This is a genomic window from Pseudooceanicola profundi (genome assembly GCF_050897955.1).
Classification (GTDB): Bacteria; Pseudomonadota; Alphaproteobacteria; order Rhodobacterales; family Rhodobacteraceae; genus Pseudooceanicola.
Genome location: NZ_JBPAXZ010000001.1, coordinates 2,328,931 through 2,343,395, shown reverse-complemented (window position 1 = coordinate 2,343,395; position 14,465 = coordinate 2,328,931). Strand labels below are relative to the sequence as shown.

Here is a 14,465-nt window from a genome sequence, read left to right as displayed (position 1 = left end):
GCGACGACGCCGTTGCCGTCAGTGGGATTGATAATCCGAATTTGGCTGAAAATCAATTCATACCTGGCTGGTGGGCCACCGTTTGCCACGACCCTTTTCTTTCTTGCCCCAAGGACCGGAGTCGGCTAAACGACACGCCGATGCCCCAATAGCTCAGTTGGTAGAGCACCTGTTTCGTAAATAGGTGGTCGGCGGTTCGAGTCCGTCTTGGGGCACCACAGCACTTTCCGAAGAAAAGTGGCCTTCATCTGACAAGCAGATCAAAGCGACAGCGGTTTTGAAAAAACCGCGAGAGCTGTACCGGTTCGAGTTTTGTCCGGTACGGTGCACCAACTTACTTTCGCGCAGCGAAAGTAAGGCTCCGGTTTCCAGGCAGATCAAAGCGGCAGCGGTTTTGGAAAAACCGCGAGAGCTGTACCGATCAGAGGTTTGTGTGCCAGGGGCAACACAGCACTTTCCGAATATCGGATCCGGGCGACACCGGAGCGCCGCCCCGCAAGGTAGCAAAGCCTTCAGGCCAATGCGGGCCGGCCGGACCTACACCCGATCAGCTCGGGGTAGGTTTTGAGGGCTCAGGCGCGTCTTTGTCCGAATCCTCGGCGGGCACGATGACCGCATCCTCGGGTTCCTCTGCCTCCGGCGCGGCCTCCGCGGTGCTGGCCGTTGGCGGCACGTCCTTAAGGTCGGGCTTCGGCTCGGGCTCCGCCACCGAAGGTGCGGGGGCCGGCGGTTCGATCTGGCCCACGATCAGGGGCAACATCTCGGTGCCGACGCCCGGCTGGAATTCACCGGCCGGCGCAGATTTCCAGGCCAGAGTATCGAAGGCCCCGCAATTGACGCAGACCGGTGTCCAGCTGGCATGAATTTGGTGACAGTTTTCGCAGGTCCAGCGCGGCCCGCGCGGAGCCGCGACTGCCCGGGCCAGCCAGCCCTTCACAATCGCATCGGGGGCCCCTTCGCCACGTTCGACAGCCGCCATGATCGTCAGCACCCGCGCATCGGGGTCCTCGGTCACAAGATCGCCAAGGGCGCGGCGGGCTGCGGGGAAATCCTCTGCGGCGATTTCCAGCTCGGCGAGCAACAGGCGGGATTCCCGGTGCGACGGGTTAACCTTGGTCAGCGCCTGGAAGCGTTTCAGACGTTCTTTGGGCGTTTCCTCGGGTTCGATTTCGGCAAATGCGGCTGCGAGGTCCGGGTGCGGCGCGGCCTCCCAGGCTTTTTTCAGGACGCGGGTCGCGTAGCGTTTCTTGCCCTGCGCCATGTATCCCTGCGCCGCCATGACCGCGGCGGGGATCAGATCGGGCGACAGTTTATTGGCTTCGATCGCGGCCTCCCGGCTTTCGATCGACGCATCTTCGGAAAACACACCCTTCGCTTCGGACAGGGCCAGCACCGCATCGCGGCGACGGTGGACATCGCGGGGCAGCGATCCATGGCGCAGCTTGGCCTTGAGCGTCGCACGGGCGCCGCGCCAATCTTCTTTCTGCGCCTGAAGCCGCAGCAGCGTATCCTGGACCTCTTCGTGACCGGGCTTGAGCGCAAAGGCCTTTTCGGCCAGGGCGAGGGCGGTTTCGGTATCGCCGGCGGCCAGTTTCTGACGCATCACGCCCCGGATCCCCACAAAACGCGTTTTTTCGTTTGTAATGAGCTTTTTATACGCCTGCTCCGCGCGGGCCTTATCGCCGATTTCCTCGGCGGCCTGCGCGGTCAGCAGGGTCGTCAGCTCTGGGCTGACATCATAGCGTTCCGCTTTGGCCGCCTTGGAGATCGCCTTGCGCCCCTCACCCGCGGCCAGCGCCAGCAACCCCTCGCGCAGCGCGTCGTAGCCTTTGCGTTCCCGGCTGCGGTCGAAATAGCGCGACAGCGCAGTTTCGTCGCCGTTGATGAACCGCAGCAGCGCGATGATGAACCCGAACAGAAGCAGAAACAGCCAGACGGCCAGGATCAGAAGGCAGACAGCGATCACCGCCTTGATCGGGGTCAGGTTGACCTCGATCCCACCCATGGCGATGCGCACGCCGCCGTCCATTTCCAGCAGATAACTGGCACCCAGCGTTGCCGCTGCTACCAATGCGACAAAGACAACAATCTTGACGAGAGACCAGAGCATCGGCGTTCCTCAGTTCGAATTCAGTTCGGCCATAAGACCGTTTGCGGCGTCGACCGTCTCCAGCCTCGTGCGGGCCGCCGCGATCCAGCTGGAAAACTCCGACCGGGCCGCTTCGGGTAGCGTATCCACCTCGGACAGAGAGGTCGCGATATCGCCGCCGGACAGGGCCGCCTCGGCACGGGACAGGATCGCGTCAGGGTCGCTGCCCTCTCTGGGTTCCAGAGACCGGACGCCCAGTTGCGTCCGGAAGAAATCGCCAACCGAGGAATTGCCGGTGCCCCGGCTGACCGCCAGCGCCTGACGGGCCGCCCCGGGGAACATGTCCCGAAGGGCGGCCAGAGTTGGTACGCCGTCCACATTCTCGGCAAGTGCCGGCGGGATTTGGGATCCGGCATTACGCAGATCGGCCAGCGGTTCTGCAAAGCTTTCACCGTTTTCCAGCGCGGCAGAAATCTGAACAAGCGCGGCGCGCGCCTCCGTTTTGGCGGTCTCGGCGGCGGCGGCGGCCTTGATCTGGCCGGCCTCTTCCACCATCGCCTCAATATCGGACCGCTGGGCCTGCATGGCCTGGCGCAGCGTCTCGATCTCTGCGCGGTAGTTTTCAGCCAGTGCGCCGCCGTCACCGGCGCCCGTGTCCGCGGGCAGGGCGGCAACCGTCGCATCCAGATCCGAAATCCGGGTTTCAAGTGCGGCCATTCGGGTGGTCAGGTCGTCCAGCGTGGCCGTGTTATCCGCGAGGGATTGTTCCAGCGGCGCCAGATCCGGGCCGGCGTCGGTCTCAATCCGGCCTGCCAGATCGTCGATCAGGCTTTGATGGCGGTCCAGTCGGCTGATGACGGCCATGTCAGGGCCGCTGACGGTGACCATGCCCGAGAGGAAAGCCGCGACAAACCCGACCACGGCCGCCAGCACGCCACCCAGGATCAGCATGACCGGCGATCCGCCGGCGGGCTTTTCGTCGTAAATCGCTTCGGACGGATAGGTCCATTCGGTTTCTTTGGCCGGGGTGCCCATGCGATCCTCGGCATCCGTATGCGGGTTCTCCACCGGCTCCTCATCCTCCGCTTCGGCGAAGGTGTCGGTCTGTTCCGCGCTCTCCGGTTCGTCGGTAACCGTGTCTTCGGCAGTGACCGTGTCGGGGTCTTCGGTCAGATCGGGCGCTGGTTCGGTCGTGGCCTCGATGGTGTCGTCACCCTCGGCGACCGGCTCGTCCGTTTCGACGTCGTCGCGCCGGTCCGGCGCGGACGGGTCTTCGACCGGCGGCGTATCGCTGGTTTCCGTTACGTCCGCATTTTCCGGAACGTCGGAGGAATCGTCTTTATCCGCCACCAATTTGTCCTTTCGAATCCCTGCTTTGCACATGCAGCAGCTCTAGCTTAGTGTGCCGCCCCCCGGCTCTCAACCCATCGTGCAACCTCTGCGACGCCACGCAGCATGCCCGCCCTGTCCGGTGTCGAACTTATGACCGACCTTTGAGCGTGAAGCGGGGCCGTGGCCGCCTCGACCGTCGCGCTCATGCACACCAGATAGAGCGGCGCAGCGCCAGGGGCAGGCAGCCCCCAAGCTTTTGCAAACAATTCTGCACTGCGCGACGAATAAAGCGGCACAATGACGGGTGCCGCGCCCTGCGTCACGCTCCGCGCCTCCGCGCTGAATGCCTGCGCCTGCATCCGGTAGAGCACCTGTTCTTCGGCGTCCATGCCGTGGCGGGACAGCGTCTGCGCAACGGCGCCCTGCGCGATTTCGCCCCGGATATGCAGCAGACGGCCGGTTGGCGGATCGGCCAGGATTGCCTGGACAAGCCTGTCCGCCGTGCCGCCCCGCGCTTCTGCCTCCAGCCCGGACGCCCGGGCAAAAGCCGCGGTCGTTGCGCCAACACAGATGGCAGACCGGCGCGGACCGTTCAGCTGCGTCCAGGCCCGCACACCATTGGCGGAGGTGAATATCAGCCTGTCATCGGCGGATGTCGCAGGCAGCGGGCCCAGAACCTCAAGCCCCAGAAGAGGGCTGACGATGACCGGCACATCCAGCTGTGCCTCAAGGATCGCTGCCGTTTCGCCGGCATCGGGCTGCGGTCGGGTGATCAGGATCACGGGCTTTGGCATGCTGGCCGGTCCGCCTGGCGATTGTTTCGGCTCTGCGCCGGTGTTACCTGCTGTGCCACGACAGCACAATCGCGGGCCCGCGCCGACCATGCCAACCGAGACACGCCTGATCCTTGGGATCGAAAGCTCCTGCGACGATACCGGCGCGGCGCTTGTGCGTGGCAGGCCGGGCCGGGCCGAGGTGCTGTCCTCCGTGGTGGCCGGTCAGGCGCAGCTTCATGCGGATTACGGCGGAGTCGTGCCTGAAATCGCGGCCCGTGCCCATGCAGAATCCGTGGACGGGGTTGTGTCGCGGGCGCTGCGCGAGGCTGGCGTGACGCTGCGCGATCTCGACGCGATCGCCGTCACGGCTGGGCCGGGTCTGATTGGCGGGGTGATGGCCGGGGTCATGTGCGCCAAGGGTCTGTCTGCCGGAACAGGCCGGCCCCTGATCGGCGTGAACCATCTGGCCGGTCATGCGCTGACGCCCAGGCTGACCGACGGGCTGAGCTTTCCTTATCTGATGCTTCTGGTGTCCGGCGGGCATTGCCAGTTCCTGCTGGTGGATGGTCCCGACGCGTTCCGACGCCTGGGCGGCACGATCGACGACGCCCCGGGAGAGGCCTTTGACAAGACCGCGCGCCTTCTGTCGCTGCCCCAGCCCGGCGGTCCCGCGGTCGAGGCAGAGGCGCGCAAGGGCGATCCCCGCCGGTTCCGGTTCCCGCGCCCGCTGCTGGACCGCGAAGGCTGCGACATGTCCTGGTCCGGTCTCAAGACCGCCGTGCTGCGCGCCCGGGACGAGGTCATGGACGGGACCCGGCTGAAGGCGGTGGATCGGGCCGATCTCTGCGCCGGATTTCAGGCCGCGGTGGTCGACGTTCTGGTGGAAAAGACCCGGCGCGCCATCAGGATCTATCGCGCGCTCTCACCGCGCGATCCTGTCCTGGCCGTGGCCGGGGGTGTCGCCGCCAATGGCGCCATCCGTGCCGGGTTAGAGACTGTTGCGGCTGAAAACGGGTTGCGGTTCGTCGCCCCTCCGCTGGCGCTATGTACCGATAACGGGGCGATGATCGCCTATGTCGGGCTGGAACGCTTTGCCGCCGGGCAGGTTGACGACATGACACTTGCGGCGCGACCCCGCTGGCCCCTCGATATGGCGCGTGCCGGGATGCTGGGGCATGGGAAAAAGGGGCCAAAGGCATGACAACAGTCGTCGGGGCAGGCGCCTTTGGAACCGCACTTGCAATATCCATCGCGCGCGCCGGAACGCCGGTCACGATCTGGGCCCGCAGCCCTGCGCTGGTCGCCGCCATGCAATCGGCGAGAGAGAACACCGCCCGCCTGCCCGGCCTGCCCTTTCCCGACAATCTGACCGTGACCAATGCTGCGGAGGATCTGCCTCCCGGTCCGGTGCTGCTGGCCGTCCCGATGCAGAAATTGCGCGACGCCCTCACCTCTGACCTTCCTGAGTTTGGCGATCGTCCTCTGGTCGCCTGCTGCAAAGGCATCGAGATTGCCTCGGGTCAGGGGCCGTCGCAGGTGATCACCGCAACGCGCCCCGGACCGCCGGTCGCCGTGCTGACCGGCCCGTCTTTTGCCCTGGATATCGCGCGTGGATTGCCCACGGCGCTGACGCTGGCCTGCCGGGATGACGATATCGGCCGGGATCTGCAGACCCGCCTGACCACCCCGGATTTGCGGCTTTACCGGACCACCGATGTGGCTGGCGCGGAAATCGGCGGGGCGTTGAAAAACGTCATCGCCATTGCCTGCGGGGCCGCCATCGGCGCCGGCCTCGGCGACAGTGCCCGCGCGGCGCTCATGACGCGCGGCTATGCCGAAATGCAGCGGCTGGCACTGGCGCGTGGCGCGCGGGCCGAAACCCTGGCCGGTCTGTCCGGGTTTGGCGATCTGGCCCTGACCTGCACCTCAGAGCTGTCGCGCAATTTCCGGTACGGGCTCGCGATCGGCAAAAGCGCCGATTTTGATCCCGATATCACCGTGGAAGGGGCCGGAACCGCCCGCGCGGTTCATAACCTGGCCCGGCAGCTCGACATCGACATGCCAATCACGGAAGTGGTGGTAGGTCTGATCGACGGCAGGCTACATGTACCACAAGCGATGGATCTTCTGCTGTCGCGCCCGCTGAAAGAGGAATAGCTCATGTTTTTTGCCCTGATCGCCCATGACAAACCCGGCGCGCTTGAGGTCCGCAAGGCCAACCGCGACGCCCATCTCGCCTATATTGCCGACACTGGCGTGGTCGCCCAGGCGGGTCCGCTGCTTGATGCCGATGGCGCCATGTGCGGCTCTCTGGTGATCCTGTCGGTCGAGACAGCAGAGCAGGCCCAGACCTGGGCGGATGGAGACCCCTATGCCAAGGCCGGCCTGTTCGACACGGTCACTCTGATGCCCTGGAACAGGGTGATCGGCTGATGCGCTTCTGGCTTTTCAAATCCGAGCCCGACACCTGGTCCTGGGAGGATCAGATGGCGCGCGGCGATCAGGGCGAGGAATGGAACGGCGTGCGCAACTATCAGGCCCGCAATTTCATGCGAGAGATGCAGCTGGGCGACCGCGGCTTTTTCTATCACTCGCAGAAAACCCGCGAGATCGTCGGCATTGTCGAGGTCTGCGCCCCCTCGCATCCCGACAGCACCACAGACGATCCCCGATGGGACTGTGTCGATATCCGCGCGATCGGGCCGGTCAAGACGCCCGTCACGCTCGATCAGATCAAAGCGACGCCAGAGCTGGCGCAGATGGTTCTCGTCCGGAACTCCCGCCTGTCCGTCCAGCCGGTCACGGCAGAGGAATGGGCCCTCATCTGCAAGATGGCGGGCCTCTGACCAGAAAATCGTGGCGCCGGACCCGGCGAAGGCTCTATTCTGCGCCAAACGGGACCAAGGGAGGGTCAGATGGGTATCGTCGCAGTTCTGGTCGCGGCTCTTGCGGGTTTCGGGATGGGGGCGGTCTGGTACATGAGCCTGTCCAAACCCTGGATCCGGGCCGCGGGCATTCCGGTGGATGACGCCGGCAAACCACAAGGCAGCGGCTCCCCCCTGCCCTTCGTCATTTCAGGCGTGGCGATGATCCTGGTGGCCGGCATGATGCGGCATATCTTCTCCATGTCCGGTATCGACAGCCCCATCGCGGGACTTGTGGCGGGTCTCGGCGTCGGCCTCTTCTTCATCACACCCTGGGTCGCGATGAACTATGCCTATGCCAACCGTCCTCGGGCGCTCACCCTGCTCGACGGCGGATATTCCACCCTGGGCCCCGGCGTGATCGGCCTGGTGCTCGGCCTTTTCTAAGGCCCCCGCCCCCGCTTCATCTTTCCAGAAATACTCCGGGGGGAGGCGCGCAGCGCCGCGGGGGGCAGCGCCCCCTCTGCCGCGCCCCGCAGGGGCGCAACCTGAGGCCGGACAGCAAAAGGGCCCCGCAGGGCCCTTCTCAAACCGATCTGTCTACAATCAGCCGTAGATGGCTTCCTTGCCGAAATGCTTGACCAGCATGTAATAGACTACCGCGCGGTATTTGTTGCGGTTGGACTTGCCATAGGTCTCGATCACGCTGTCCAGTGCCTGCATCAGCTCGGGACCATCCGCGAGCCCAAGCTTCTTGATCATGAAATTCTTCTTGATAGTCTCCAGCTCGCTCTCCTGGCTAGAGGCGACGGTAGAGGCGTCATCATTATAGATGGACGGGCCGCAGCCGATCGTCACCTTTGTCAGAAGATCCATATCCGGCGTCATGCCGCATTTGTCCTTCAGATCTTCCGCGTATTTCGCGATCAGTTCGTCTCTCTTGCCCATGAGCTCCCTCACTCTTCCTGTCCCGTGGCGCCGGAGGGTCCGGCATCCCATCGCTAAAACCCTACCGCCGCCCAACTTTCTGCGTAAAGGAAAAATTGTCGCGCAGCGGTTTGCCCGTTGCGTCACCAGATGGGTCAGCGTGCGCTGCCGGAAGGATTGGTTAATGATTGTTTAGCACAAAGGCCGCGACCCGCATTGCGAAGGAATTCCCATGTCCGACCTGTCTGCCCGCCTCGGCCTGCCGCTCATTCAGCCGTCACAGGCCCAGAAACATGTCACCCATAATGAGGCATTGCTGCTGATCGATCTGTTGCTGCAAACCGGAGTGCAGGCTTTCGATCAGACGGATCCGCCCGCGACTCCGGCCACGGGCGCGGTCTACGGGCTCGGGCTTGCCCCCAACGGGGCCTGGGCCGGACAGGGTGGCGCGCTGGCCATGTGGCTGGGCGAAGGCTGGCTTTTTGCGCAACCGCAACCGGGCTGGCGCGCCTGGGACATGCAGAACAGCCGGCTCATGGTGTTCTCCGCCACGGAATGGAGCGCATTTGCCCCCGATCTGTCCGGTCTGACCGGGATCGGTGTGAACGCGACCTGGGACAGTTCGAACCGGTTTGCACTCGCCTCGGATGCGTCTCTGTTCAACCATGACGGGGCCGGGCATCAGCTCAAGATCAACAAGGCGGCGGTCGGCGATACGGCCTCTCTCCTGTTTCAGTCGGGCTTTACCGGGCATGCAGAAATGGGACTGGCCGGGGACAGGGCATTTTCCCTGAAGGTCAGCGACGATGGGTCGACATGGGTGGAGGCGCTGCGCGCGGATGCCGGCGCCGGAACGGTCACCCTCAACCTGCCTCTGACCGGCCCGGCCGTACAACAAAGCGCCGATGATGCGACCCCCGGCCGCCTGATGCGCAGCGATTATGGTTACGGGCCCGGCACGGTCCTGGGCACCGTGTCGGAAAGCGGCGGCACGCCGACCGGCGCCTTGATCGAAACCGGACAGGGCGCCAATGGTCGCTACGCCCGCTGGGCCGACGGGACACAAATCTGCTGGCTGGACACGATTGATGTCAGCGGCACCACAAGCTCGGTTCTGACCGGAAGCTGGAGCTTTCCGGCGACCTTTGCAGCCGCTCCCGTGGTCAGCATGACGCTGAATACCAGCAGCGCGGACTGGTCCGGTGTGGCACAGGGCGATCTGTCCTGCTGGGGGGCGGAAAACGCGGTGACCACGGGCGTGACCCTGGCGGCACATCTGGCAACCGGGGCAACGCCTGTGACCGCGACCATCGCCGGCAATGCGGCGATGGCTATGGGCCGGTGGTTCTGACCCGGCCTGACGGTCAGGTCAGTAGCGGTAATGTTCCGGCTTGTACGGACCTTCGGGCGTCACGCCGATATAGGAGGCCTGATCCTTGTTCAGCGTCGACAGCTTCACGCCGATCCGGTCCAGATGCAGCCGCGCGACCTTTTCATCCAGATGCTTGGGCAGGATGTAGACCTTGTTGTCGTACTCATCCCCCTTGGTCCAGAGCTCGATCTGAGCCAGCACCTGGTTGGTGAAGGAGGCGGACATCACGAAGGAGGGGTGGCCGGTCGCATTGCCGAGGTTCAGCAGACGACCTTCGGACAGCAGGATGATGCGATGCCCGTTGGGCATCTCGATCATATCCACCTGTTCCTTGATGTTCGTCCATTTGTGGTTCCGCAGGGAGGCCACCTGAATCTCATTGTCGAAATGGCCGATGTTGCCGACAATCGCCATATCCTTCATCTCGCGCATATGCTCGATCCGGATGACATCCTTGTTGCCGGTGGTGGTGACAAAGATATCGGCGGTGGAGATCACATCCTCCAGCGTCGTCACCTGATAGCCATCCATGGCGGCCTGCAGGGCGCAGATCGGGTCGATCTCCGTCACGATGACACGGGCACCGGCGCCGGAGAGAGAGGCGGCAGAGCCTTTGCCCACATCGCCGTAGCCGCAGACAACCGCGACCTTGCCGGCCATCATCGTGTCGGTGGCGCGGCGGATACCGTCGACGAGGCTCTCTTTACAGCCGTACTTATTGTCGAATTTCGACTTGGTGACGGAATCGTTCACGTTGATCGCCGGGAAGGGCAGCAGCCCGTCGCGCACCAGCTGATACAGGCGGTTCACGCCGGTGGTCGTCTCCTCCGACACGCCCTTGATCTGGTCGCGCACCTTGGTGAACCAGCCCGGAGACGCTTCCATCCGCTTGGCGATCTGCTTCTTGATCACCTCTTCTTCCTCGGAAGAGGGCACGGGGATAATATCTTCGCCTGCCTCGGCGCGGGCGCCCAGCAGGACGTAGAGCGTCGCATCGCCACCGTCGTCGAGGATCATGTTCGGGCCGTCGTCGAACATGAAGGATTTGTCGAGGTAGTCCCAGTGTTCCTCCAGCGTCTGGCCCTTGATCGCAAAGACCGGCACGCCCGCCTCGGCAATCGCCGCCGCCGCATGGTCCTGGGTGGAGAAGATGTTGCAGGACGCCCAGCGCACGTCTGCGCCCAGCGCGACCAGCGTTTCGATCAGGACGCCCGTCTGGATCGTCATGTGGAGGGAGCCGACGATGCGCGCGCCCTTCAGCGGTTTCGCATCCCCGAATTCGGCGCGGCAGGCCATCAGGCCCGGCATCTCGGTTTCGGCGATATCCAGTTCCTTGCGGCCGTAGCCGGCGAGGGAAATGTCTTTGACGATGTAGTCCTTGGCCATCTGGTGTCCTGTCCTTTTCTGTCACCCCGGGGATACCAGTCGCTCCGGTAAGCAGCAACCGGTTACCCGGAACGGACCCTGCCAGCCACTGGTTTCAGTCTGGTAACGGTCAGGCATGGGGCGGTGACATGGCGCGGGAACCGTCTTATTGCTGGCCGGACAGACGGAGACGGCAATGGCGAAACAACCCCGCGCATGGCAGCGCATGCTCTCGGGCCGCAGGCTGGACCTGCTCGACCCGACACCGATGGATATCGAGATCGAGGATATCGCGCATGGCCTGGCCTTTGTGGCCCGCTGGAACGGGCAGACGCAGGGCGACTATGCCTATTCCGTGGCCGAGCATTCGCTGCTGGTTGAGACGCTTTTTGCAAGGTTAGAGCCGAAATCCACCCCGGCGGAACGGCTGACTGCGCTGCTGCACGATGCGCCGGAATATGTGATCGGGGATATGATCTCTCCGGTGAAGGCTGCCGTGGGGCCGGGCTATGGCGCGCTGGATGACCGGCTCACAGCGGCGATCCATCTGCGGTTCGGCCTGCCCTCGGTTACGCCTGTGGCGCTGAAGAAGAAGATCAAGAAAGCGGACAAAGTGTCGGCCTGGATGGAGGCGGTGCAGATCGCCGGTTTTTCAATCGGAGAGGCCGACAAGTTTTTTGGCCGGCCCAATGCCGCGCTGATCGAGGGGCTGGAGATTCAGCTGCGCCCGCCGGTTGACGTCCGCAATGAGTTCACCGACCGGCATGACGCGCTGCTGGGAGACATGAAATGATCCATATCCGCCGCGCCGGAGAGATGGACCTTGGCGGTATGGCCGATCTTTTGAACGAGATCATCGCCATCGGCGGAACAACCGCGCTGACGGGCGTGATGACCCGCGATGCGATGCGCGACTGGATGATGACGTCGCCCCGGTCGGTCTGGCATGTGGCAGAGGACGACACCGGCCTGTTGATGGGGTTCCAGCAGGTTGAGCCGCATGCGGAGCTGGGCGAGACGGTGGCGGAGATCGCCTCTTTCGTGCGGCCGGGCAGCACAGGGCTGGGGATCGGGTCGCGGTTGTTCGAGGCGACCGCCGCGGCGGCGCGTGCAACGGGATATGCTTGGATCAACGCCAATATCCGGGCCGATAATTCCGGCGGGCTGGCGTATTACCAGTCTCGCGGGTTCGAGGATTACGGCCGGATCGCGGGCTATGTCATGGGCGACGGTCAGGTCGTGGACAAGGTGCTCAAACGGTACGATCTGTAAGGCCGCGCGCCGACGTCGGGCGACGCTGGACCAACAGAAGCTGACGCAGACGCTGAAGCCGCGCCTGGCGTTTGATCCGGCGCCGTTCTGTCAGATACAGCACGTGCGACAATGGCGGCTGCGCAGTGTGACACATAATCTCAACTGGAAGAAAAAGCATTTTCGGTTCTCGCGTGTCGTCCGTTTTCTGGGTTGTAAATAATGTCGTTCTGAAGAAAATCGAAGTCATCTATTCTGGCTTACCTTTTAGCTCAGCTATCTTATGACCGATATCGACTGGAAACGTATGCCCTCTCTTTCCGCGCTGCGCGCCTTTGAGGCGACGGCGCGGATGGACGGGTTTTCGCGGGCCGCGCGCGCCCTGAATGTGACCCCTGCCGCCGTGGCGCAGCAGGTGCGTGGGCTGGAGGCGGATCTGGGCGTGAAACTGGTCCAGAAGGCCGGGCGCGGTCTGGCGCTGACGGAGGAAGGGCGACGGTTGACGCAAGCGCTGAGCCAAGGGTTCGGCGTGATTTCGGAGGGTGTGATCCGCACGCGGGCGCGGCAGGCGGACCGGCCGGTGCGGGTGTCCACAACCGCGGGCTTCGGGCAATGGGTGCTGATGCCGGTCTTGCAGGATTTCTGGGCCCGACATCCCGACATCCGGGTTTCGCTGGATGTGGGGCCGTCGCGGGCCGATGTGGCCAGCGGGGCCTTTGATCTGGCGATCCGGGCAGGGCGGCCCAAAGAGCGATGGCCGGGGACCCGGACAGAGCCCCTGATCAACAGCCGGTATGTGATGATCGCCGGGCCGGAGATCGCGGCGCAGGCGGAGTCGGGCACGCCACTGTCCGACCTGCCCTGGGTGCTGGACCCGCCCAACAGCGATGACGAGGCCTGGCTTTTCGGGCTTGATCTGTCGCGCGACGGGCTGCGGGTAACAGAGGTGGCCTCTGCCGCGCTGGCGATCGGGTCAGTCCTGAAGGGCTATGGGATTACCTTCTCGGTCGAGCGGATCGTCCGAGATTTCCTGACGGCCGGGCAGCTGAAACGCCTGCCGGCCGAGGGGCTGCCCGAAGTCAGCTATCATCTGGTCTATGGAGAGGGGCCGGTGCGTGCGCCGGTTGCCACCTTCATGGACTGGCTGAGGGCCAATATGCAGGAGGATTAGCGGGGCGAACGCTTGGCCAGGATGCGCTGAAGGGTACGGCGGTGCATGTTCAGGCGCCGCGCGGTTTCCGAGACGTTCCGGTCGCAGAGCTCGTAGACCCGCTGGATATGTTCCCAGCGCACGCGGTCCGCGCTCATCGGGTTTTCCGGCGGCGGCGGAAGCTCGTCGCCACGGGCCAGCAGCGCATTGGTGATGTCGGTCGCGTCCGCCGGTTTGGCGAGGTAATCCGTGGCACCGATCTTGACCGCGGCCACCGCCGTCGCAATCGCACCATATCCGGTCAGGACCACAATCCGGCAATCGGGGCGTTTTTCCCGCAGGATCTCCACCACGTCGAGCCCGTTCCCATCGCCCAGCCGCAGGTCGCAGACCGCATAGGCAGGGGGCCGCGCGGTGGCGATAGAACGCCCGGCGGCGACGCTTTCCGCGGTTTCGACGGCAAATCCACGTTTCTCCATGGCCTTGGCCAGCCGTTTGAGAAACGCATCGTCATCGTCGAGCAGAAGCAAGGAACGGTCCGGACCGAGATCCAGTTCATCTGCCATAGGGTGCGGCCTCCGTTAGCTGCGCGGCTCTGCGCTTCTAGACCGGGTCGTCCGGCCCGTCAAATATTCAGATTACGCGATTTCATCCGGATCGGATCACTGTACCTGCAGGAAACAGGCGACACGATCGGCCATCTCTTCCGGTGTGGTATCGCGGCGGAAATAGTCGGCAAATCCGGTTTCCGGCAGGGAAAGATAGGTAAAGGTCGAATGGTCGACCAGATAGTAGTCCTCGTCCCCGTCCTCTGGCGGCTGGGCCTTGTAATAGGTCCGATAGGCCCGGCTGGCGGCTGCGATCTGTTCGTCCGATCCGGTCAGCCCCACCATGTCGGGATGCATGTAATCGGTGAATTCGGCCAGCCGTTCGGGCGTGTCCCGTTTGGGGTCGATCGTGATGAAGACCGGCTTCACGCTCATGCCACGCTCCTCCAGCAGGGTGACGGCCTGTGCGTTGCGCTGGGCATCAAGCGGACAGACATCCGGGCAGAAGGTGTAGCCGAAATAGATCAGCGCCGGTTCGTCGATGACCTGTGTGTCCGTGACAGTCGCGCCGGTCTCGTCGACAAGGGTAAAGGGCCCGCCAATGGCATCCGTGCCGCCGGCAATGGCAGAGCTGCGGCACTGGGCAAAGCGGTCGTCGCCGCCCCGGCCAAGCGTAAAGAGCCACAGGCCCGCCAGCAGGCAGAGCAGCACGGCCCCGGCGAGAATGGCATAGATACGGGTCATGTCAGGATCCTTTCCGGCGGCGGGCCCGCATTGCACGGCACCTGCGG

16 protein-coding genes and 1 tRNA gene are annotated in these 14,465 nt (G+C 64.1%); 10 read left to right on the top strand and 7 right to left on the bottom strand.

What is annotated here, in order from left to right; all coding sequences use genetic code 11:
• Positions 1 to 142: 142 nt before the first annotated feature.
• Positions 143 to 218 (top strand) — tRNA-Thr (locus ACRARG_RS11750).
• Positions 219 to 547: 329 nt separating this feature from the next.
• Here ACRARG_RS11750 and ACRARG_RS11745 read toward each other — a convergent pair.
• Genes ACRARG_RS11745 through ACRARG_RS11735 form a run of 3 tightly spaced genes read right to left on the bottom strand, consistent with a single transcriptional unit; the run spans position 548 to position 4,215 of the window.
• Complete coding sequence (locus tag ACRARG_RS11745; protein WP_432690195.1) at positions 548 to 2,110, bottom strand: heme biosynthesis protein HemY; 1,563 nt, start codon at positions 2,108 to 2,110, stop codon at positions 548 to 550.
• 9 nt (positions 2,111 to 2,119) lie between these two features.
• The gene (locus tag ACRARG_RS11740) at positions 2,120 to 3,439 is read right to left on the bottom strand and encodes a COG4223 family protein (RefSeq protein ID WP_432690194.1); all 1,320 of its coding nucleotides are present in this window, start codon (positions 3,437 to 3,439) and stop codon (positions 2,120 to 2,122) included.
• A gap of 47 nt (positions 3,440 to 3,486) precedes the next feature.
• Entirely contained in the window at positions 3,487 to 4,215 is a 729-nt protein-coding gene (locus ACRARG_RS11735; protein WP_432690193.1) for a uroporphyrinogen-III synthase, read from the bottom strand.
• Positions 4,216 to 4,303: 88 nt separating this feature from the next.
• Between ACRARG_RS11735 and tsaD the strand changes: the two genes are divergently transcribed.
• The 5 genes from tsaD (at position 4,304) to ACRARG_RS11710 (ending at position 7,508) form a co-directional block, all read left to right on the top strand.
• Entirely contained in the window at positions 4,304 to 5,398 is a 1,095-nt protein-coding gene (tsaD, locus tag ACRARG_RS11730; protein WP_432690192.1) for a tRNA (adenosine(37)-N6)-threonylcarbamoyltransferase complex transferase subunit TsaD, read from the top strand.
• A complete protein-coding gene (locus ACRARG_RS11725) occupies positions 5,395 to 6,354 on the top strand; it encodes an NAD(P)H-dependent glycerol-3-phosphate dehydrogenase (protein ID WP_432690191.1) in 960 nt (319 codons plus the stop codon). The genes tsaD and ACRARG_RS11725 overlap by 4 nt, the downstream gene beginning before the upstream one ends.
• 3 nt (positions 6,355 to 6,357) lie before the next feature.
• Positions 6,358 to 6,630 (top strand): YciI family protein, encoded by a 273-nt coding sequence (locus tag ACRARG_RS11720; RefSeq protein ID WP_432690190.1) that lies wholly within the window; start codon positions 6,358 to 6,360, stop codon positions 6,628 to 6,630.
• On the top strand, positions 6,630 to 7,043 hold the full coding sequence (locus tag ACRARG_RS11715; protein ID WP_432690189.1) for an EVE domain-containing protein: 414 nt from the start codon (positions 6,630 to 6,632) through the stop codon (positions 7,041 to 7,043). Before ACRARG_RS11720 ends, ACRARG_RS11715 begins: the two co-directional genes overlap by 1 nt.
• 69 nt (positions 7,044 to 7,112) lie before the next feature.
• Positions 7,113 to 7,508, top strand: coding sequence for a DUF1761 domain-containing protein (locus tag ACRARG_RS11710; RefSeq protein WP_432690188.1), 396 nt, complete (start codon positions 7,113 to 7,115; stop codon positions 7,506 to 7,508).
• Positions 7,509 to 7,667: 159 nt separating this feature from the next.
• Here ACRARG_RS11710 and ACRARG_RS11705 read toward each other — a convergent pair whose 3' ends face one another.
• Complete coding sequence (locus tag ACRARG_RS11705) at positions 7,668 to 8,009, bottom strand: DUF2853 family protein (protein WP_432690187.1); 342 nt, start codon at positions 8,007 to 8,009, stop codon at positions 7,668 to 7,670.
• Between the two features lie 211 nt (positions 8,010 to 8,220).
• On the opposite strand from ACRARG_RS11705, the gene ACRARG_RS11700 reads away from it, so the two are divergent.
• Complete coding sequence (locus ACRARG_RS11700) at positions 8,221 to 9,339, top strand: DUF2793 domain-containing protein (protein ID WP_432690186.1); 1,119 nt, start codon at positions 8,221 to 8,223, stop codon at positions 9,337 to 9,339.
• 18 nt (positions 9,340 to 9,357) lie between these two features.
• Here the strand turns inward: ACRARG_RS11700 and ahcY are convergent, their stop codons facing one another.
• Positions 9,358 to 10,746: an adenosylhomocysteinase gene (gene ahcY, locus ACRARG_RS11695; protein ID WP_432690185.1), complete on the bottom strand. Its 1,389-nt coding sequence runs from the start codon at positions 10,744 to 10,746 to the stop codon at positions 9,358 to 9,360.
• 175 nt (positions 10,747 to 10,921) lie between these two features.
• Here ahcY and ACRARG_RS11690 point away from each other — a divergent pair, with 175 nt between their 5' ends.
• The 3 genes from ACRARG_RS11690 (at position 10,922) to ACRARG_RS11680 (ending at position 13,147) form a co-directional block, all read left to right on the top strand.
• Positions 10,922 to 11,518, top strand: a complete 597-nt coding sequence (locus ACRARG_RS11690) for a hypothetical protein (protein WP_432690184.1) — start codon at positions 10,922 to 10,924, stop codon at positions 11,516 to 11,518.
• Entirely contained in the window at positions 11,515 to 11,997 is a 483-nt protein-coding gene (locus tag ACRARG_RS11685) for a GNAT family N-acetyltransferase (RefSeq protein WP_432690183.1), read from the top strand. Before ACRARG_RS11690 ends, ACRARG_RS11685 begins: the two co-directional genes overlap by 4 nt.
• Before the next feature lie 262 nt (positions 11,998 to 12,259).
• Positions 12,260 to 13,147: a LysR family transcriptional regulator gene (locus tag ACRARG_RS11680; RefSeq protein ID WP_432690182.1), complete on the top strand. Its 888-nt coding sequence runs from the start codon at positions 12,260 to 12,262 to the stop codon at positions 13,145 to 13,147.
• Here ACRARG_RS11680 and ACRARG_RS11675 read toward each other — a convergent pair.
• A complete protein-coding gene (locus ACRARG_RS11675; RefSeq protein WP_432690181.1) occupies positions 13,144 to 13,692 on the bottom strand; it encodes an ActR/PrrA/RegA family redox response regulator transcription factor in 549 nt (182 codons plus the stop codon). The two genes, ACRARG_RS11680 and ACRARG_RS11675, sit on opposite strands and share 4 nt — an antisense overlap.
• 96 nt (positions 13,693 to 13,788) lie before the next feature.
• Positions 13,789 to 14,418 carry an SCO family protein gene (locus tag ACRARG_RS11670; RefSeq protein ID WP_432690180.1) on the bottom strand — a complete coding sequence of 210 codons (630 nt, stop codon included), beginning with the start codon at positions 14,416 to 14,418 and terminating at the stop codon, positions 13,789 to 13,791.
• Between the last annotated feature and the right edge of the window lie 47 nt (positions 14,419 to 14,465).